General features: G+C 61.1%; 15 protein-coding genes. 8 read left to right on the top strand and 7 right to left on the bottom strand.

Features of this window, described 5'->3' with window-relative positions:
- Nucleotides 1-193: 193 nt before the first annotated feature.
- Complete coding sequence (gene priA / locus FUU19_RS11220; RefSeq protein ID WP_230489716.1) at nt 194-2,389, bottom strand: primosomal protein N'; 2,196 nt, start codon at nt 2,387-2,389, stop codon at nt 194-196.
- Nucleotides 2,390-2,588: 199 nt separating this feature from the next.
- Between priA and rpmE the strand changes: the two genes are divergently transcribed.
- Nucleotides 2,589-2,804: a 50S ribosomal protein L31 gene (gene rpmE / locus FUU19_RS11225; RefSeq protein ID WP_004931078.1), complete on the top strand. Its 216-nt coding sequence runs from the start codon at nt 2,589-2,591 to the stop codon at nt 2,802-2,804.
- Between the two features lie 77 nt (nt 2,805-2,881).
- Here rpmE and metJ read toward each other — a convergent pair whose 3' ends face one another.
- Nucleotides 2,882-3,199: a met regulon transcriptional regulator MetJ gene (gene metJ / locus FUU19_RS11230; protein ID WP_006317756.1), complete on the bottom strand. Its 318-nt coding sequence runs from the start codon at nt 3,197-3,199 to the stop codon at nt 2,882-2,884.
- A gap of 304 nt (nt 3,200-3,503) precedes the next feature.
- On the opposite strand from metJ, the gene metB reads away from it, so the two are divergent.
- The 3 genes from metB to metF all read left to right on the top strand — a co-directional run bounded on the left by metB (nt 3,504) and on the right by metF (nt 8,227).
- Nucleotides 3,504-4,664, top strand: a complete 1,161-nt coding sequence (metB, locus tag FUU19_RS11235; RefSeq protein ID WP_025304659.1) for a cystathionine gamma-synthase — start codon at nt 3,504-3,506, stop codon at nt 4,662-4,664.
- A gap of 2 nt (nt 4,665-4,666) precedes the next feature.
- Nucleotides 4,667-7,102 carry a bifunctional aspartate kinase/homoserine dehydrogenase II gene (locus tag FUU19_RS11240; RefSeq protein ID WP_230507125.1) on the top strand — a complete coding sequence of 812 codons (2,436 nt, stop codon included), beginning with the start codon at nt 4,667-4,669 and terminating at the stop codon, nt 7,100-7,102.
- A 228-nt stretch (nt 7,103-7,330) separates the two neighbouring features.
- Nucleotides 7,331-8,227: a methylenetetrahydrofolate reductase gene (gene metF / locus FUU19_RS11245; protein WP_033645217.1), complete on the top strand. Its 897-nt coding sequence runs from the start codon at nt 7,331-7,333 to the stop codon at nt 8,225-8,227.
- Nucleotides 8,228-8,334: 107 nt separating this feature from the next.
- Here the strand turns inward: metF and ppc are convergent, their stop codons facing one another.
- A complete protein-coding gene (gene ppc / locus FUU19_RS11250) occupies nt 8,335-10,971 on the bottom strand; it encodes a phosphoenolpyruvate carboxylase (RefSeq protein WP_141971959.1) in 2,637 nt (878 codons plus the stop codon).
- 258 nt (nt 10,972-11,229) lie between these two features.
- Nucleotides 11,230-12,375 carry an acetylornithine deacetylase gene (argE, locus tag FUU19_RS11255; RefSeq protein ID WP_170853162.1) on the bottom strand — a complete coding sequence of 382 codons (1,146 nt, stop codon included), beginning with the start codon at nt 12,373-12,375 and terminating at the stop codon, nt 11,230-11,232.
- A 216-nt stretch (nt 12,376-12,591) separates the two neighbouring features.
- Here argE and argC point away from each other — a divergent pair, with 216 nt between their 5' ends.
- From argC to argH, 4 genes are all read left to right on the top strand, one after another.
- Nucleotides 12,592-13,596 carry an N-acetyl-gamma-glutamyl-phosphate reductase gene (gene argC, locus FUU19_RS11260; RefSeq protein ID WP_230489713.1) on the top strand — a complete coding sequence of 335 codons (1,005 nt, stop codon included), beginning with the start codon at nt 12,592-12,594 and terminating at the stop codon, nt 13,594-13,596.
- Between the two features lie 20 nt (nt 13,597-13,616).
- Nucleotides 13,617-14,390, top strand: a complete 774-nt coding sequence (gene argB, locus FUU19_RS11265; RefSeq protein WP_141971963.1) for an acetylglutamate kinase — start codon at nt 13,617-13,619, stop codon at nt 14,388-14,390.
- A gap of 25 nt (nt 14,391-14,415) precedes the next feature.
- Nucleotides 14,416-15,636, top strand: coding sequence for an argininosuccinate synthase (locus tag FUU19_RS11270; protein WP_019452247.1), 1,221 nt, complete (start codon nt 14,416-14,418; stop codon nt 15,634-15,636).
- Between the two features lie 68 nt (nt 15,637-15,704).
- Nucleotides 15,705-17,078: an argininosuccinate lyase gene (gene argH, locus FUU19_RS11275; RefSeq protein ID WP_073534599.1), complete on the top strand. Its 1,374-nt coding sequence runs from the start codon at nt 15,705-15,707 to the stop codon at nt 17,076-17,078.
- Between the two features lie 36 nt (nt 17,079-17,114).
- Here the strand turns inward: argH and FUU19_RS11280 are convergent, their stop codons facing one another.
- The 3 genes from FUU19_RS11280 to FUU19_RS11290 form a co-directional block, all read right to left on the bottom strand.
- Nucleotides 17,115-17,441, bottom strand: coding sequence for a type II toxin-antitoxin system HicB family antitoxin (locus FUU19_RS11280; protein WP_019452249.1), 327 nt, complete (start codon nt 17,439-17,441; stop codon nt 17,115-17,117).
- Nucleotides 17,428-17,688 carry a toxin HicA gene (locus FUU19_RS11285; RefSeq protein WP_230489710.1) on the bottom strand — a complete coding sequence of 87 codons (261 nt, stop codon included), beginning with the start codon at nt 17,686-17,688 and terminating at the stop codon, nt 17,428-17,430. Before FUU19_RS11285 ends, FUU19_RS11280 begins: the two co-directional genes overlap by 14 nt.
- 163 nt (nt 17,689-17,851) lie before the next feature.
- Nucleotides 17,852-19,300, bottom strand: coding sequence for a dihydrolipoyl dehydrogenase (locus FUU19_RS11290; protein WP_230489709.1), 1,449 nt, complete (start codon nt 19,298-19,300; stop codon nt 17,852-17,854).
- Nucleotides 19,301-19,350 lie beyond the last annotated feature (50 nt).

Raw genomic sequence — 19,350 nt, forward strand, 5'->3', positions numbered from 1 at the left:
TCGCGTTCGGGCACTCCGTCGCGCTGCGATGTGGCGACAAAATTTGCCCTCGCAGACATTCTAAACAGAATACGCCCCGCCTTTGTTACCTAATTTGCATAAAAAATGTGACCTGAGAAGGTTTTTTAGCGTTCGCTCGCAATTTCAAGGGTAATCGTTTGCACTGCGGCAGCTAAATCGGACTTTTCCGGGATCAGCTGTCGATCGGATCGACATCCAGCGTCCATTTCACCTTGCGCGTTTGCGGCAGGGTGCCGATCAGCGGCAGTGAGCTTTTCATCAGCTGTTGCAGGACGCGCCGCGTCGGGTGCTGCAGCAGCAGCTGCCAGCGGAAACGGCCGCCGCGTTTGGACTGCAGCGCCGGCACCGGGCCCATCACCCACAGCGAATCGTCCTTCAGCGGGCTGGCTTCCAGCAGGTTGCGCAGCTGCTGCAGGAACAGCGGGGCCTGCTGGTTGTCGTGATCTTCGGCGCGCACGATGATGTGGCTGGTGTAAGGCGGCAGAAACACGCTGTTGCGCTCCGCCAGCGTCTGTTTGGCGAAGGCGTCGTAACCCTGTTGCAGCAGCACCTGCAATAACGGGTGCTCCGGGTGGTGGGTTTGCAGCAGCACTTCACCCTGTTTGCCCGCGCGGCCCGCTCGCCCGGAGACCTGAGTATACAGCTGAGCGAAACGCTCGGCGGAACGGAAGTCGGCGGAGAACAGCGCGCCGTCCACGTCCAGCAACGCCACCAGCGTGACGTCGGGAAAATGGTGGCCCTTGGCCAGCATTTGCGTGCCGATCAGAATGCGTGCTTCGCCGCGATGAATATCCGCCAGATGCTGCTCCAGCGCGCCTTTGCGGCTGGTGGTGTCGCGATCGATGCGGGTGATCGGCGTGTCGGGGAACAGCGGCGCCAGCTCATGTTCCAGCTGTTCGGTGCCGACGCCGACCGACACCAGGTGGGTGGAGCCGCACTGCGGGCACTGGTGCGGCACCGGCCGCTGGCTGTCGCAGTGGTGGCAGCGCAGCTGGCGCTGATGCTGGTGGAAGGTGTAGTAGTGATCGCAGCGTTGGCATTCGGCGATCCAGCCGCACTCGTGGCACAGCAGCGCCGGGGCGTAACCGCGGCGGTTGAGGAACAGCATCACCTGATTGCCGGCTTTTAAATGGTGCTGCATGCTTTTCAAAAGCGGTTGCGACAGGCCGACCTTCAGCGGCAGCCCCTTCAGATCGATCAGGTGCTGCGTCGCCGGTTTGGCGTTGCCCGCGCGCTGGGTGAGCTTCAGCTGGCGATATTTGCCCAGCTGCACGTTGTGCAGCGTTTCCAGTGCCGGCGTGGCGGAGCCCATCACCATCGGGATGTCCTCTTCCCGGGCGCGGAACACCGCCAGATCGCGGGCGTGGTAGCGCCAGCCTTCCTGCTGTTTATAAGAGCTGTCGTGCTCTTCGTCGATGATGATCACGCCCAACTGTCGGAATGGCGTGAACAGCGCCGAACGGGTGCCGATGACGATGGCGGCTTCGCCGCTGCGCGCACGCAGCCAAACCGCCAGCCGCTCGCTGTCGTTCAGCCCGGAGTGCAGCACGTCCACCGGCGCGTTGAAGCGTTCGCGAAAACGGGCGATGGTTTGCGGCGTCAGGCCGATTTCCGGCACCAGCACCAGCGCCTGTCGGCCTTTGGCCAGCACGTTTTCCAGCACGCTGAGGTACACCTCGGTCTTGCCTGAGCCGGTCACCCCGGCCAGCAGCCAGGCGGCGAACTGCTCATCCTCGCTTCTGATCGCCCCGACGGCGGTAGCCTGTTCGGTGTTCAGCCGCAGCCGTTCGCCGAGCACCGCGAAGTTGGGGCGCCAGTCGTGCGTATCCGCGACCTGAGCGCGCAGATCGATCAGCCCTTTGGCGCGCAGCGCCTGCAGGGCGCTTTCCGTCAGCTCCAGCTGGCTGACCTGATGGCGATAGACCGGGCGTTGCAGCAGCGCCGCCAGCGCCTGCTGCTGTTTCGGCGCGCGTTTCAGGCTTTCGGGTGGGGTGGCGCGCCCCTCTTCGGTGGCGAACCATTGCCACAGCGGCGCGGCTTCGGCCGGTTTGCCTTGCCGCAGCAGGATCGGCAGCGCGTGAAACAGCACTTCGCCGATGGGGTAGTGATAGTAATCGCTGGCCCAGCGCAGGATGCGCCACAGGCTGGGGGAGAACAGCGATTCCGTGTCGATCACGCTGTCGATCGGTTTGAGCTTATCCAGCGGCAGTTCGCTGGTGTCGCTGCAGCCGGTGACGATGCCGATCGCATGCTGCCTGCCCCAGGGCACGCCCACGCGCGCGCCGGTCACCGGCTGCATGCCGGGCGGCAGCAGATAGTCGAAGGTGCGGGCGAGGGGGACCGGTAAGGCAACGTGTACGACGGGCATGATCTCATCCAAATTGAAAAAAGTGGGCATCAGTTTACACGGCGCATCGGCAAATGTACGGTTCCGATTGCGCGCCTCGGCTAATGCTGTATAATTTGCCGCCTTTGGTATAATTCGATACCAAAATTCTATTATCAACCACGTGTGGTGTCTGGCGAAACAGGGCTGGATAGCGACACGGCCTTAACTGAGGTTTCCCATGAAACAAGGTATCCACCCAAAATACGAAGAAGTTACTGCTAACTGCTCTTGCGGTAACGTGATGAAGATCCGCTCCACCGTGGGCCACGATCTGAACCTGGACGTTTGTGGCGCATGCCACCCGTTCTACACTGGCAAGCAGCGTGACGTTGCTACCGGTGGCCGCGTTGACCGCTTCAACAAGCGTTTCAGCGTACCAGGCGCTAAGAAATAAGATTTCTTATCGTCCGATGAAAAAGGCGCCTTTGGCGCCTTTTTTCGTTTCTGCCGCCGGCGTTCGCCGGGCGGTTCTCAATATTCCCAGGTATCGGGATCGACACCCAGTTCGCGCATCAACACTTTTGCGGCTTCCGGGATTTCATCGCTGCGCTCTTTGCGCAGGTCTTCATCGTTCGGCAGCGGCTGGCCGGTAAAGGCATGCAGAAACGCTTCGCACAGCAGTTCGCTGTTGGTGGCGTGGCGCAGGTTGTTCACCTGGCGACGGGTCCGTTCGTCGGTGAGGATTTTCAGGACCTTCAGCGGAATGGATACCGTGATCTTTTTGACTTGCTCGCTTTTTTTACCGTGTTCAGCGTAAGGGCTGACATACTCGCCGTTCCACTCAGCCATGGGACACCTTAACTTTGTCAGAAAAATTACAAAATTCTAAAAACCGGCCAATTATGCCCGATCTTCACTGTTCTCACTAAATAAATGTCAATTTTACGCGACCAGGGTCACTGAATGCCCCGCCTCGGCCGGACATTGTGGCTTAACATCTTATCGTCATGTCATATCGGCATAATTTTAGCGGGTATTGTGCCATTGCTCAATCTATACGCAGAGAAGTTTAGATGTCCAGATGTATTGACGTCTATCAATCCTGCGATTACTCTTTAGGCCTCATTCACCGAACCGAGAGCCGAGCGAGCCCATGACGCGTAAACCAGCCACGATTGCCGTACGCAGCGGCCTGAACGACGACGAACAGTATGGCTGCGTTGTCCCGCCGATTCATCTGTCCAGCACCTATAACTTTACCGACTTCAATCAACCCCGAGCCCATGATTACTCGCGCCGCGGCAATCCGACGCGCGACGTGGTGCAACGCGCGTTGGCGGAGCTGGAAGGCGGCGCCGGCGCGGTGATGACCGGCAGCGGGATGTCGGCGATCCATCTGGTGACCACCGTGCTGCTGAAGCCCGGCGATCTGCTGGTGGCGCCGCACGACTGCTACGGCGGCAGCTATCGGTTGTTCGACAGCCTGAGCAAGCGCGGCGCCTATCGCGTGCTGTTCGTCGATCAGGGTAATGAAGCCGCCCTGCAGCAGGCGCTGGCGCAAAAGCCGAAGCTGGTGCTGATTGAAAGCCCCAGCAATCCGCTGCTGCGGGTGGTGGACATTGCGGCGATCTGCGCCGCCGCACACGCGGCGGGCGCCTTGACGGTGGTGGACAACACTTTCCTCAGCCCGGCCCTGCAACAGCCGATCGAACTCGGTGCCGATCTGGTGGTTCATTCTTGCACCAAATACCTGAATGGGCATTCGGACGTGGTGGCCGGCGCGGTGATTGCCAAAGATCCCGAGCTGGCGGTCGAATTGGCCTGGTGGGCGAACAATATCGGTGTGACCGGCGGTGCGTTCGACAGCTATTTGCTGCTGCGCGGCATGCGCACACTGTCGCCGCGTATCAAGGCGGCACAGCAAAACGCCGAAGCGATTGTCGGCTATTTACAGCAGCAACCGCTGGTGAAAAAGCTGTATCATCCCTCTCTGCCGGAAAATCCGGGGCATGAGATCGCCCGCCGGCAGCAGCGCGGCTTCGGCGCGATGCTGAGTTTTGAACTGGACGGCGATGAAGCGGTGCTGCGCCGTTTTCTCTCTGCCCTTGAGCTGTTTACTCTGGCAGAATCGCTGGGCGGCGTAGAAAGCCTGATCTCGCATGCAGCGACCATGACCCACGCCGGCATGGCGGCGGAGGCGCGGGCAGCGGCCGGCATCTCTGAGAGCCTGCTGCGCATTTCCGTGGGTATTGAAGACAGTGAAGATTTGATTGCCGATCTGGAACGCGCTTTCCAGGCGGCGGCAACGAGGTAAGCATGAATGCAATTGCTGTAGCAGGGCCGGTGAGCGGGCGTCAACTGCACAAGTTTGGCGGCAGCAGTCTGGCGGATGTGAAGTGTTATCTGCGTGTGGCCGGGATCATGGCGGAATACAGCCAGCCGGGCGACATGATGGTGGTATCGGCCGCCGGCAGTACCACCAACCAGTTGATCAACTGGCTGAAGCTCAGCCAGAGCGATCGCCTGTCTGCGCACCAGGTGCAGCAGACGTTGCGTCGTTATCATAGCGATCTTATCGGTGGCCTGCTGCCGCCGGAAAGCGCCGAGCCGCTGATCGCCGAGTTCATTCAGGATCTGGAACGTCTGGCGGTGCTGCTGGACGGTAAAGCTGACGAGGTGTGCTATGCCGAAGTGGTCGGGCACGGCGAGATCTGGTCGGCGCGCCTGATGGCGGCGGTGCTCAACCACCTGGATATGCAGGCGGCCTGGCTGGATGCGCGTGATTTCCTGCGCGCCGAACGCGCCGCGCAGCCGCAGGTGGATGAAGGCCGTTCTTATCCGCTGCTGCAGCAATTGTTGGCTCAACATCCGGGCAAGCGCCTGGTGGTGACCGGCTTCATTTCGCGCAACGACGCCGGGGAAACCGTGCTGTTGGGGCGCAACGGCAGTGATTACTCTGCCACTCAGGTCGGCGCGTTGGCCGGCGCTGCGCGCGTCACCATCTGGAGCGACGTGGCCGGGGTATACAGCGCCGACCCGCGCAAGGTGAAAGACGCCTGCCTGTTGCCGCTGCTGCGCCTGGACGAAGCCAGCGAGCTGGCACGCCTGGCGGCACCGGTATTGCATACCCGCACCCTGCAGCCGGTCTCCGGCAGCGATATCGATCTTCAGCTGCGCTGCAGCTACCAGCCGGAGCAGGGCTCGACGCGCATCGAGCGCGTATTGGCGTCCGGCACCGGCGCCAAGATTGTCACCAGCCACGATGACGTGTGCCTGATTGAGCTGCACGTCGCCGCTCAGCATGACTTCAAACTGGCGCAGAAAGAGTTGGATCTGGTGCTCAAACGCGCGCAGATCCAACCGCTGGCGGTAGGCATCCATCCTGACCGCAATCGGGTGCAGCTGTGCTACACCTCCGAGGTGGTCAACAGCGCACTGGCGATCCTGCAGGCCTCGGCGCTGCCGGGTGAACTGCACCTGCGCGAAGGGTTGGCGCTGGTGGCGATGGTCGGCGCCGGGGTATGCAAGAACCCGCTGCACAGCCACCGTTTCTATCAGCAACTGAAAGATCAGCCGGTCGAATTTATCTGGCAGGCGGAAGATGGCATCAGCCTGGTGGCGGTATTGCGCCAGGGGCCGACTGCGCTGCTGATTCAGGGGCTGCACCAAAGCCTGTTCCGCGCCGAGAAGCGCATCGGTCTGGTGCTGTTCGGCAAGGGCAACATCGGGTCGCGCTGGCTGGAGCTGTTCGCCCGTGAGCAGACCAATATCTCCGCGCGCAGCGGTTTCGAATTTATCCTGGCGGGGGTGGTGGACAGCCGCCGCAGCCTGCTGAACTACGACGGGTTGGACGCCAGCCGTGCATTGGCGTTCTTTGAGGACGAGGCGCAGGAACTCGACGAAGAGTCGCTGTTCCTGTGGATGCGTGCGCACCCGTTCGACGATCTGGTGGTGCTTGATGTGACCGCCAGCGAAGAGCTGGCCGGGCAGTATCTGGATTTCGCCAGCCACGGTTTCCACGTGATCAGCGCCAACAAGCTGGCGGGCGCCTCGTGCAGCGATACCTATCGCCAAATTCGCGACGCCTTCGCCAAAACCGGCCGCCACTGGCTGTATAACGCCACCGTCGGCGCCGGGCTGCCGGTCAACCATACGGTGCGCGATCTGCGCGACAGCGGCGACAGCATTTTGGCGATCAGCGGCATCTTCTCCGGCACGCTTTCCTGGCTGTTCTTGCAGTATGACGGCACGGTGCCGTTCACCGAGCTGGTGGATCAGGCTTGGCAACAGGGGCTGACCGAACCGGATCCGCGGGTCGATCTCTCCGGCCAGGACGTGATGCGCAAGCTGGTGATCCTGGCGCGCGAAGCGGGCTACGACATCGAACCGAACCAGGTGCGGGTCGAGTCGCTGGTGCCGGCGGGCTGCGAGCTGGGCTCCGTCGATCAGTTCTTCGAGAACGGCGAGGCGTTGAACCAGCAGATGCAGCAGCGCTTTGAGGCCGCCAGCGAAATGGGCCTGGTGCTGCGTCACGTGGCGCGTTTCGACGCCAACGGCAAGGCGCGAGTCGGCGTGGAGGCGGTGCGTCCTGAGCATCCGCTGGCCTCTCTGCTGCCGTGCGACAACGTGTTCGCCATCGAAAGCCGCTGGTATCGCGATAATCCGCTGGTGATCCGCGGGCCGGGCGCCGGCCGCGACGTGACCGCCGGCGCGATCCAGTCAGACCTTAACCGTTTGGCGCAGCTGCTTTAATCCTCTGCGGGCGCGGGTTCACCGCGCCCCTTTGCTTTTCCTGCCATACTTATCTTTGCCGCTGTCATGAAATTTCCTCGTTGAGCGGGTGAGGATTAATCATCTTATTCCCCTCATTTTCCTGTTGACTCTTTAGCCAACATGCGGCATTTTCTATCTAGACGTCTAAACGTATAGACGCTCATCAAGATGAAATAAAAACAGTGATCGAAAAGAGGTGAGCAGGGTATGAGTTTTTTCCACGCAAACCAGCGGGAAGCGCTGAATCAGAGTCTGGCGGAGTTGAACGGCCAGATTAACGTATCATTCGAGTTCTTCCCGCCACGCACCAGCGAGATGGAAGAGACCCTGTGGCAGTCGATCGATCGTCTGAGCATCCTCAAACCTAAATTCGTTTCTGTCACCTACGGCGCCAACTCCGGCGAGCGCGATCGCACCCACAGCATCATCAAGGGGATCAAGGAGCGCACCGGCCTGGAGGCGGCGCCGCACCTGACCTGCATCGACGCCAGCCCGGCGCAGCTGCGCGACATCGCGACTGACTACTGGAACAGCGGCATCCGTCACATCGTGGCGCTGCGCGGCGATCTGCCGCCGGGCGGCGGCAAGCCGGAAATGTACGCGACCGATCTGGTGGCGTTGCTGAAAGACGTGGGCGACTTTGACATTTCCGTCGCCGCCTACCCGGAAGTGCACCCGGAGGCGAAGAGCGCCCAGGCCGATTTGATTAACCTGAAACGCAAGATCGATGCCGGCGCCAGTCGCGCCATTACCCAGTTCTTCTTCGACGTTGAGAGCTACCTGCGCTTCCGCGACCGCTGCGTCGCCGCTGGTATCGACGTGGAAATCGTGCCGGGCATTCTGCCGGTGTCCAACTTCAAGCAGCTGCAGCGCTTCGCCACCATGACCAACGTGCGGGTGCCAAGCTGGATGACCAGTATGTTCGAAGGGCTGGACGACGATGCGGAGACCCGCAAAATGGTCGGCGCCAACATCGCCATGGACATGGTGAAGATCCTCAGCCGCGAAGGGGTGAAAGATTTCCACTTCTATACGCTGAACCGTGCAGAGATGAGCTACGCGATCTGCCACACGCTGGGCGTGCGCCCGGTGGCCGCCGCCTGACAGGCTTGTTCCATTGAAAAAGGGCGTCGCTTTACCGCGGCGCCCTTTTTTTGTGGGGGAAAGGCATAAAAAAACGGCCCCGATAAACGGGGCCGCGATTAGGCTCACTAGCCGGTGTTGCGCATCCCGGCGGCGACGCCGGCGATGGTGACCATCAGCGCCTGCTCGACGCGGGCGTCTGGCTGCTCCTGCTGACGCGAACGGTGCAGTAGTTCAGCCTGCAAAACGTTCAGCGGGTCGGTATAAACGTTGCGCAGCGCGATGGATTCGGCGATCCACGGCAGGTCTTCCATCAGGTGCGCATCGTTGGCGATGGTCAGCACCACCTTGATGTCGCTTTCCAGCTGATCGCGCAGCTGTTGGCCCAGCGGCCACAGCGCTTTATCCACCAGGCGCTGATCGTAGTATTCCGCCAGCCACAGGTCGGCCTTGGCGAACACCATTTCCAGCATGGCGATGCGGGTGGAGAAGAACGGCCAGTCGCGACACATCGCCTCCAGCTCCGCCTGTTTGCCGGCTTTCACCGCTTCCTGCAATCCGGCACCGGCGCCGAGCCAGGCCGGCAGCATCAGGCGGTTCTGCGTCCAGGCGAAGATCCACGGAATGGCGCGCAGGCTCTCTACGCCGCCGTTCGGCTTGCGCTTGGCCGGGCGTGAGCCCAGCGGCAGTTTACCCAGCTCCAGCTCCGGCGTGGCCGCGCGGAAGTAAGGCACGAAGTCCGGGTTTTCACGCACGTAGCCGCGATACATCCGGCAGGAGGTCTCGGACAAGTCGTCCATCAATGCACGCCATTCTTTCTTCGGTTCCGGCGGCGGCAGCAGGTTGGCCTCGAGGATCGCGCCGGCATACAGCGCCAGGCTGCTGATGGTGACTTCCGGCAGGCCGAACTTGAAGCGGATCATCTCGCCCTGTTCGGTGACGCGCAGGCCGCCCTTCAGGCTGCCCGGCGGCTGAGACAGCAGCGCCGCATGCGCCGGTGCGCCGCCGCGGCCGATGGAGCCACCGCGGCCGTGGAACAGCGTCAGCGCTACGCCGGCCTTTTCACAGGTTTTGATCAGCGCGTCCTGCGCACGGTACTGCGCCCAGGAAGCCGCCATCACGCCGGCGTCTTTCGCCGAGTCGGAATAGCCGATCATCACCATCTGTTTGCCCTGGATGAAGCCGCGATACCAGTCGATATTCAGCAACTGGGTCATTACGTCGTCGGCGTTGTTCAGATCGTCGAGGGTTTCGAACAGCGGGGCGACCGGCAGCGCGAACGGGCAGCCGGCCTCTTTCAGCAGCAGGTGCACTGCCAGCACGTCGGAAGGCGTGCGCGCCATCGAAATCACGTAGGCGGCGATCGAGCCCTGCGGCGCTTCGGCGATCACTCGGCAGGTTTCCAGCACTTCCTGCGTGTCGGCGCTCGGTTGCCATTTCAGCGGCACCAGCGGGCGTTTGGAATTCAGTTCGCGGATCAGGAACGCCTGCTTATCGGCTTCCGACCAGCTTTCATAGTCGCCCAGTCCCAGGTAGCGGGTCAGCTCGGCGATGGCTTCGGTATGGCGGGTGCTTTCCTGGCGCACGTCGATGCGCACCAGCGGCACGCCGAAGCAGCGCACGCGGCGCAGGGTATCCAGCAGTTGCCCGTTGGCGATGATGCCCATGCCACAGGCCTGCAGCGACTGGTAGCAGGCATACAGCGGTTCCCACAGCTGCTCGTTGTTCACCAACAGGTCGTGCGGTTTTAGCACGCGCTCGCCTTTCAGGCGGCCTTCCAGATAGGCCTGGGAGCTCATCAGCTGGCTGCGCAGCTGCTTCATGATTTCGCGGTACGGTTCCTGCACCTCGTCACCGCCGGCGCGGGCGCGCAGCTCCGGGGTACACTCGGTCATCGACAGCTCGGAGACCAGCACCTGAATATCGCGGGTGAACAGGTCACAGGCTTTCCAGCGGCTGAGCAGCAGCACATGGCGGGTAATTTCGGCGGTCACGTTCGGGTTGCCGTCGCGGTCGCCGCCCATCCAGGAGGTGAAGCGCACCGGCACCGCTTCCGCCGGCAGGCTGTAATTGATGGAATTTTCCAACTGCTCATTGAACTCGCGCAGGAACGCCGGCACGCCTTCCCACAGACTGTTTTCCACTACCGCGAAGCCCCATTTGGCTTCGTCGATCGGGGAAGGGCGATGTTTGCGAATCTCATCGGTGTGCCACGACTGGGCCACCAGCTGGCGCAGGCGGCGCATAATCTTGTTGCGCTCGTAGTCGGCCAGATCGTTGTGATCGAGCTGGCTGAGGCAGGTATTGACCTCTACCAGTTTGTGGATCAGGGTGCGGCGGGTGATCTCCGTCGGGTGCGCCGTCAGCACCAGCTCGATGGAGAGTTGCGACACCGCGTGCTGCAGCTCTTTGTCGCTGAGCTTTTTGTCTTTGAGGCGACTGAACAGCTGCGCCAGCGCTTCCGGGTTGCTGGCGGCCTCGCCGTTGGGCGAAATGCTGTGGTACTGCTCGGCGACGTTAGTCAGGTTGAGGAACTGGCTGAAGGCGCGCGCCACCGGCAGCAGCTCGTCGTTGGACAGGTTCTGCAGGGTGGAGAGCAGCTCCTGGCGATGCGCTTCGTTGCCGGCGCGTGAGGATTTGGAAAGCTTACGGATGGTCTCAACGCGATCGAGAATATGCTCGCCCAGCGCTTCTTTGATGGTATCGCCGAGCAATTTGCCGAGCATACTGACATTACTGCGCATTGCCGAATATTGTTCGTTCATATAACCCCTGACCCAGTTCTGTATGATTTTTATCTTGTAAATAAATTTCACGCGTCAGGCGCAGACCGCCTGCCTGATCACATCGCGTTCCTGTCCAATCGTCAATTGACACTATTTTTAGCAAAAAAACATCAAAATCGGCGCATTTTCTGAAATTTAATTACGGCGCGTCGGTTATCAGCACGGCTTATTTCGCCGTTTTCTACTTATTTTGAGTTAGGGGAAAGCATAAAACATTTCCCCTGTTAAATGTCGGGTTTATTGCCGGCAAAAGTGATTGACCAGCTGGCCCAGCAGTTTGCGCGTCGGTTCGATAAACGCGGTGTCGATGTATTCGTCCGGCTGGTGGGCCTGATCGATGGAACCGGGGCCGAGCACCAACGTCGGGCAAACCTGCTGCACGAACGGCGCTTCGGTGCAGTAGTTGACCACCTGCGTGCGGGTGCCCAGCAGTTCCTCGATCACCGCCACCATGCGGTGGTCGGTCGGGCATTCGTAGCCCGGCACCGACGCGTGTAGCTCCTCGATGGTCAGGCGGCCCGGCCAGCGTTGACTTACCGGCTCCAATGCCTGATGCATCAGTTCGTTGATGTTGTCGAGCGTCATGCCAGGCAGCGGGCGGATATCCAAGTGCAGCTCGCAGCAGGCGCAGATGCGGTTGGCCGCGTCGCCGCCGTTGATATGGCCGAAGTTCATGGTGGGATAAGGCACGGCGAACGCCGGGTTGTTGTAGCGCTCCTGCAGGGTTTTGCGCAGCTCCATCAGGCGGCCGATGGATTCGTGCATCAGATCGATGGCGTTGACGCCGCGCGCCGGATCGCTGGAGTGGCCGGACTGGCCGACGATGCGAATGGCGTTGGCCATGTGGCCCTTGTGCGCACGCACCGGCTGGAGCGAGGTTGGCTCGCCGATGATGGCGAAATCCGGCCGAATCGCGGTGGAGGCGGCGAAATAACGTGCGCCGGCCATCGTCGTTTCTTCATCTGCGGTGGCCAGAATGTACAGCGGCTTGGTCAATTTGCTCGCGTCGATATCGCGCACCGCATCCAGAATAAAGGCGAAGAAGCCTTTCATGTCGGCGGTGCCCAGGCCGTAGAGCTTGTTGTCATGCTCGGTCAGGGTGAAGGGATCGCGCGTCCAGCGGCCCTCGTCGTAAGGCACCGTATCGGTATGACCCGCCAGCAGCAGGCCGCCGCTGCCCTCGCCGATGCTGGCCAGCAAGTTGAATTTGTGGCGCGATTCCGGCACCGGCTGTACGTCGACGCGAAAGCCCAGGTCGGCAAACCATCCTGCCAGCAAGTTGATTAACGCCTCATTGCTCTGATCGAGGCCGGCATCGGTGGCGCTGATTGACGGAGTGGCGATCAACGCCCGGTACAGCTCAATAAATGGAGGTAATTTCATCTTCACTGTTGACAGCCTTTGGTTAGGATAGTATCAATATTCATGCATTTATTTTGAATAAAAATACAGTAAGCCGACGCGTAAGGGAACCCGATACCCGGATGTTTATAAAAGCATCAACGCCTGGCTCCGTGGGTGAACGGCGCAACAACGCTGGCTAGCCCTGTTACCTGGGTCGCAAGCGACCGCACGTCAGTTTAGAAGGTGAAAGGCCACATGTTGAATACGCTGATCGTTGGTGCCAGCGGTTACGCCGGAGCGGAGCTCACGGCTTACCTGAATCGCCACCCACACATGAACATAACCGCTTTAGCGGTTTCAGCGCAAAGTGCAGATGCAGGAAAGTTGCTTTCCGATCTCCATCCCCAGTTGAAAGGCATCGTCGATCTGCCGCTGCAACCGTTGACCGACGTTGCCAAGGCGGCGCAGGGCATCGACGTGGTGTTCCTCGCCACCGCCCATGAAGTCAGCCACGATATCGCACCGGCCTTCCTGGCGGCGGGCTGCGTGGTGTTCGATCTGTCGGGCGCCTTCCGCGTGCAGGACGCCGGTTTTTATAGCCAGTATTACGGTTTCGAGCATCAGCATGGCACCCTGCTGGAGCAGGCGGTGTACGGCCTGGCGGAGTGGCAGAGCGACAAGATTAAACAGGCGCAGCTGATTGCCGTGCCGGGCTGTTACCCGACGGCGGCGCAGCTGGCGCTGAAACCGTTAATCGAAAAACAGCTGCTGAACCTCGACCAGTGGCCGGTGATCAACGCCACCAGCGGCGTTAGCGGCGCCGGTCGCAAGGCCAGCATGACCACCAGCTTCTGCGAAGTGAGCCTGCAGCCGTACGGTATTTTCACTCACCGGCACCAGCCGGAGATCGCCGCGCACCTGGGCGTGCCGGTTATCTTTACGCCGCACCTGGGCAACTTCCCGCGCGGCATCCTTGAAACCATCACCTGCCTCCTGAAAGCCGGCGTGACCGCGCAGGACGTCGCGGCCGCCTATCATGCTGCCTATGACGACAAGCCGCTGGTGCGGTTGTACGACCAGGGCGTGCCGGCGCTGAAAGCGGTGGTGGGGTTGCCGTTCTGCGACATCGGTTTTGCGGTACAGGGCGAGCATCTGATCGCCGTAGCGGTGGAAGACAACCTGCTGAAAGGCGCGGCGGCGCAGGCGGTGCAATGCCTGAATATCCGTTTCGGCTTCCCGGAAACCCAGTCACTCCTTTAAACCAGCGTGAGTAAACAGCAATGAACCCGTTAATTATCAAGTTAGGTGGCGTGTTATTAGACAGTGAAGAAGCGCTGGAGCGTCTGTTTACCGCGCTGGACAGCTACCGCCAGCAGCATCAGCGTCCGCTGGTGATCGTGCACGGTGGCGGCTGCGTGGTGGACGAACTGATGAAGCAGCTCGCCTTGCCGGTGGTGAAAAAGAATGGCCTGCGGGTCACGCCGGCCGATCAGATCGACATCATCACCGGCGCGCTGGCCGGCACCGCCAACAAAACGCTGCTGGCGTGGGCGATTAAACATCAGATCAACGCCGTCGGCCTGAGCCTGGCGGACGGCGGCAGCGTGGTCGTGACCCCGCTCGATCCGGCATTGGGTCACGTCGGCAACGCGCAGCCCGGTTCGCCCGCGCTGATCAATACCCTGCTGAGTGCCGGCTACCTGCCGGTGGTCAGCTCCATCGGCATCACCGCCGAAGGGCAGTTAATGAACGTGAACGCCGATCAGGCGGCGACGGCGCTGGCGGCGACGCTGGGGGCGGACCTTATCCTGCTGTCGGACGTCAGCGGCATCCTCGATGGCAAGGGGCAACGCATTGCGGAAATGACGGCGCAAAAAGCGGAGCAACTGATCGCGCAAGGCATCATCACCGATGGTATGGTGGTGAAGGTGAATGCGGCGCTCGACGCTGCTCGCACCCTCGGCCGCCCGGTGGATATCGCCAGCTGGCGCCATGCCGATCAGCTTCCTGCTTTGTTTAACGGCGTGTCGATTGGCACCCGGATCCTCGCTTAATTTTAGAATTAGAAAGGAATAGATCATGCAAAACCAAGGCATCAAAAAAATCGTTCTGGCGTACTCCGGCGGCCTGGATACCTCGGCCATCATTCCATGGCTGAAAGAGAACTACGGCGGCTGTGAAGTGGTGGCGTTTGTGGCGGACATCGGTCAGGAGCGCAGCGATCTGGAAGGCGTGGAGCAAAAAGCCCTGCAGTCCGGTGCCTCTGAATGTCACGTGGTCGATCTGCGTGAAGAATTTATCCGCGATTACGTTTATCCGGTACTGCAGACCGGCGCCCTGTACGAAGGCAGCTACCTGCTGGGCACGTCGATGGCGCGGCCGATCATCGCCAAGGCGCAGGTTGAGCTGGCGTTGAAAGTGGGCGCCGACGCGTTGTGCCACGGAGCGACCGGCAAAGGCAACGACCAGGTGCGCTTCGAGACTACCTACACCGCGCTGGCGCCGCAGCTGAAAGTGGTGGCGCCGTGGCGTGAGTGGAACCTGCGTTCCCGTGAAGCGCTGCTGGATTATCTGAAAGAGCGCAACATCCCGACCACCGCATCGTTGGAGAAGATCTACAGCCGCGATGAAAACGCCTGGCACATCTCCACCGAAGGCGGCGTGCTGGAAAGCCCGTGGAATGCGCCGAACAAAGATTGCTGGGTATGGACCGTCGATCCGCAGGAAGCGCCGGATCAGCCTGAGCAGGTGACCGTTACCGTTGAGAAAGGCCGCGTTGTGGCGGTTAACGGTAAAGCGCTGTCGCCGTACCAGTGCCTGGAAACCCTGAACGCGCTGGGTGCCAAGCACGGCGTCGGCCGTATCGACATCGTGGAAAACCGCCTGGTGGGCATCAAATCCCGCGGCTGTTATGAAACCCCAGGGGGCACCATCATGGTGGCGGCGCTGCGCGCCGTCGAGCAGCTGGTGCTGGATCGCGACAGCTTCAAATGGCGCGAGCAGCTGGGCCTGGAAATGTCTTATGTGGTGTACGACGGCCGCTGGTTTGCGCCGCTGCGCCGTTCGCTGCAGGCCTCTGCCGAAGCGCTGGCGGAAGAGGTGAACGGCGAAGTGGTGTTGCAGCTGTACAAAGGTCAGGTGACGGCGACCCAGAAGAAATCCGCCAACAGCCTGTACTCCGAAGAGTTCGCCACCTTCGGCGAAGACGAAGTTTACGATCACAGCCACGCGGGCGGCTTTATCCGCCTGTTCTCTCTGTCTTCACGCATCCGCGCGTTGAACGAGAAAAAGAATAAATAATCGATTGGCGTGACTCTGCAAGGGCGCAGCATGCTGCGCCCTTTCGCATAAAAATTCAGGAGTAAGATATGGCACTTTGGGGCGGACGGTTCACTCAGGCGGCGGATCAGCGGTTCAAGCAACTCAATGATTCGCTGCGGTTCGATTATCGCCTGGCGGAGCAGGATATCGTGGGCTCGGTGGCCTGGTCGAAGGCGCTGGTGACCGTTAACGTGTTGACCGCAGCGGAGCAACAGCAGCTGGAGCAGGCGCTGAATGCACTACTGACGGAAGTCCAGGCCGATCCTTTGGCGATCGTCCAAAGCGATGCCGAAGACATCCACAGCTGGGTGGAGCAGAAGCTGATCGAGAAGGTCGGCGATTTGGGCAAGAAGCTGCACACCGGCCGCAGCCGCAACGATCAGGTCGCAACCGATCTGAAGCTGTGGTGCAAACAGCAGATCGGCGATCTGCATCAGGCGATCGTCCAGCTGCAGCAGGCGCTGGTGGAGACTGCCGAAGCCAACCAGGATGCGGTGATGCCGGGGTATACCCACCTGCAACGTGCACAGCCGGTGACTTTCGCGCACTGGTGCCTGGCCTATGTCGAAATGCTGGCGCGCGATGAAAGCCGCCTGCAGGATACCCTGAAACGGCTGGATGTCAGCCCGCTGGGCAGCGGTGCGCTGGCCGGTACCGCTTATCCTATCGATCGTGAGCAACTGGCCGGCTGGCTGGGTTTCGCCTCGGCGACCCGCAACAGCCTGGACAGCGTATCCGATCGCGATCACGTGCTGGAGCTGCTGTCCAACGCCGCCATCAGCATGGTGCACCTGTCGCGCTTTGCCGAAGATCTGATCTTCTTCAACAGCGGCGAAGCGGCGTTTGTCGAGCTGTCCGACCGTGTGACCTCCGGCTCTTCGCTGATGCCGCAGAAGAAAAACCCGGACGCGCTGGAGCTGATCCGCGGCAAATGTGGCCGCGTACAGGGCGCGCTGACCGGCATGATGATGACGCTGAAAGGCCTGCCGCTGGCGTATAACAAAGACATGCAGGAAGACAAAGAAGGGCTGTTCGACGCGCTCGACACCTGGATGGACTGCCTGCAGATGGCGGCGCTGGTGCTGGACGGCATTCAGGTGAAACGCCCGCGCTGTCAGGAAGCGGCGGAGCAGGGCTATGCCAACGCCACCGAGCTGGCGGATTACCTGGTCGCCAAGGGCGTGCCGTTCCGCGAAGCGCACCATATCGTCGGCGAGGCGGTGGTAGAAGCGATTCGCCAGGGCAAACCGCTGGAAGCGCTGCCGCTGGCTGACTTGCAGCAGTTTAGCGCTACGATTGGCGACGACGTTTACCCGATCCTGGCGTTGCAATCCTGCTTGGACAAGCGTGCGGCCAAAGGTGGCGTCGCGCCGCAGCAGGTGGCCGCGGCAATCGCCGCAGCGAAACAGCGTTTAGCTTGAGGACAATAAGGGCGGCCTGGCGCCGCCCTTGCACCTCTACCCCGCCAGGCGTGCGCACAGATAACGGTTCAGGCTCACGCCTTCCTCCATCGCGCCGATCGCCAGCCGGCGATGCTGTTCCGGCGTCATGCGTAACACCAGTTTTCCGCTGAAGTTCTTTTCCGCCAGCGCCTGCGGCGGCGTTTCACCTTGCGCCAGCATGTCGGCGATCGTTTCGCTCACGACTTTTTCGATACCCTCCAGTGCGCCGGTACGCGTGGCGGCCAGCCAGGACAGCGAGGGGAATTCGGCGCACAGCCCGACATATTCACGATCTTCCGCTGACCAGGTGATGCGATAGGTATAGTGTTCATGCTTTTCCATGTTCTTCCTCCATTCTGGCCAGTGCGGTGATGACCTGCTTAACCTGATATGCCTTGGCCGCGCCGTTGTTGCCGCGTTGGATATTGATGCGCGGATCGCCTGGCCAGGGCATGCGATAAACGTGATGGCTGCTACCGTTTATGCGCGGCGGCCCAAACCATCGCACGCAGACTTTCGCTAACTCGGCGAATTTGATGCTGTTCTGCCGCTGTTGCAAATCAGCGATGTCATCCCTGATCTCGTTCATGCTGCCTCCATTTTAGTATCGTTATTGGTATCACTTCAATGCCAAAGCATAAAAAATGAGCGCGGGCGGGCCGTGAGGCAAGCGGAGGGAGGAAATTGTGGAAAGTGCTGCGCAAAAAAAACCGGGCCTGAAGGCCCGGTGGATATAAACGGAGAATAAGAGGTTACTCACCCGGACAGCGCTGGCAGCGCTCGATTTCGGTCGCGCCGAGTTTGAGCTTCGCCTGCAGATCGCGCAGCGCGGTGCGCAAGCCTTCTTCGATCACCGGATGATAGAACGGCATGTCCAGCATCTGACCGACGGTCATCTGCTGCTGGTGTGCCCAGGCCAGCAGGTGCGCGATGTGCTCGGCGTCTGGGCCGATCATTTCCGCGCCGAGGAAACGGCCGGTGCCTTGCTCGCCGTAGACGTGCAAAATGCCCTTATTGCGCAGCATCACCCGCGAACGGCCCTGATTCTCAAACGAGACTTTGCCCACTTCAAAGCAGCCGCAGGCGCTGAACTTCTCGCTCAGCTCGCGGAAAGTTGAGCCGACCATGGCGATCTGCGGATCGGAGAACACCACCGAAATCGCGCTGCGGCGCAGACCTGGATTGATCTCTGGGAAGCTGCCGGCGTTAGCGCCGGCGATGCGTGCCTGATCGCTGGCCTCGTGCAGCAGCGGCAGTTGGTTGCTGGCGTCGCCGGCGATGAAAATATGCGGCACGCTGGTTTGCATCGTCAGGCGGTCGGCTAGCGGCACGCCTCGGGCGTCGAGTTGCAAGCCGGTATTTTCGAGGCCCAACCGATCGACGTTGGGGCGGCGACCGGTGGCGGCCAGCACGTAGTCCACCAGGATCTCCTGCGGTTGGCCCTGCAAGTCCTGATAGCGAATAAATACGCGGTCGCCTTCGCGCTGCATCATCTCTACTTTCACGTCGGCGTCGAGGTAGAACTCTTCCCCCAGCGCTTTGGCGGCGTAGTCGCGCACGGCGCTGTCGGTCAGCGGCCCGACGGCGCCGCCGATGCCGAATACCTTGGTGTCGACGCCGAGGCGGTGCAGCGCTTGCCCCAGCTCCAGCCCGATGACGCCGGGGCCGAATACCGCGACGGACTGCGGCAAGTCATCCCAGTTGAACAGGTCGTCGTTGACGATCAGACGGTCGCCCAGTGCGTTCCACGGCGCCGGCCAGCTGGGGCGGGAACCGGTGGCGATCACGATGCGCTGCGCTACGATGCGCGTATGCTCATCGACCTGCAGCGTGTTGTCGTCAATAAACCGGGCATAGCCCTGAATTTTGTCTTGGGCCGGGATCTCGTCCACGCCTTCCAGCACGAAGCCGACGAAGCGATCGCGTTCGCGTTTGACGCGCGCCATCACTTCGCGCCCGTCGATGCGAGTTTGACCGGCTGGGTGCACGCCAAAACCCGGCGCGCGTTCGATTTGATGCACCGCTTCGGCAGCGGCGATCAGCAATTTGGATGGCATGCAGCCAACGCGTGCACAGGTGGTGCCGTAAGGCCCGCCTTCGATCATCACCACGCTGGGGGTAGACAGTTTGGCCGCGCGATAGGCGCCGAGCCCTGCGGTGCCGCCGCCGATGACCGCGACATCAACGTTCAACAGTTTCATATCCGCTCCTGAAAGGTAAAAAAAGGGCGGGCCGTAGCCCGCCAAAGTTC

Source organism: Serratia montpellierensis (assembly GCF_020858655.1).
GTDB classification, from domain to species: domain Bacteria; phylum Pseudomonadota; class Gammaproteobacteria; order Enterobacterales; family Enterobacteriaceae; genus Serratia; species Serratia montpellierensis.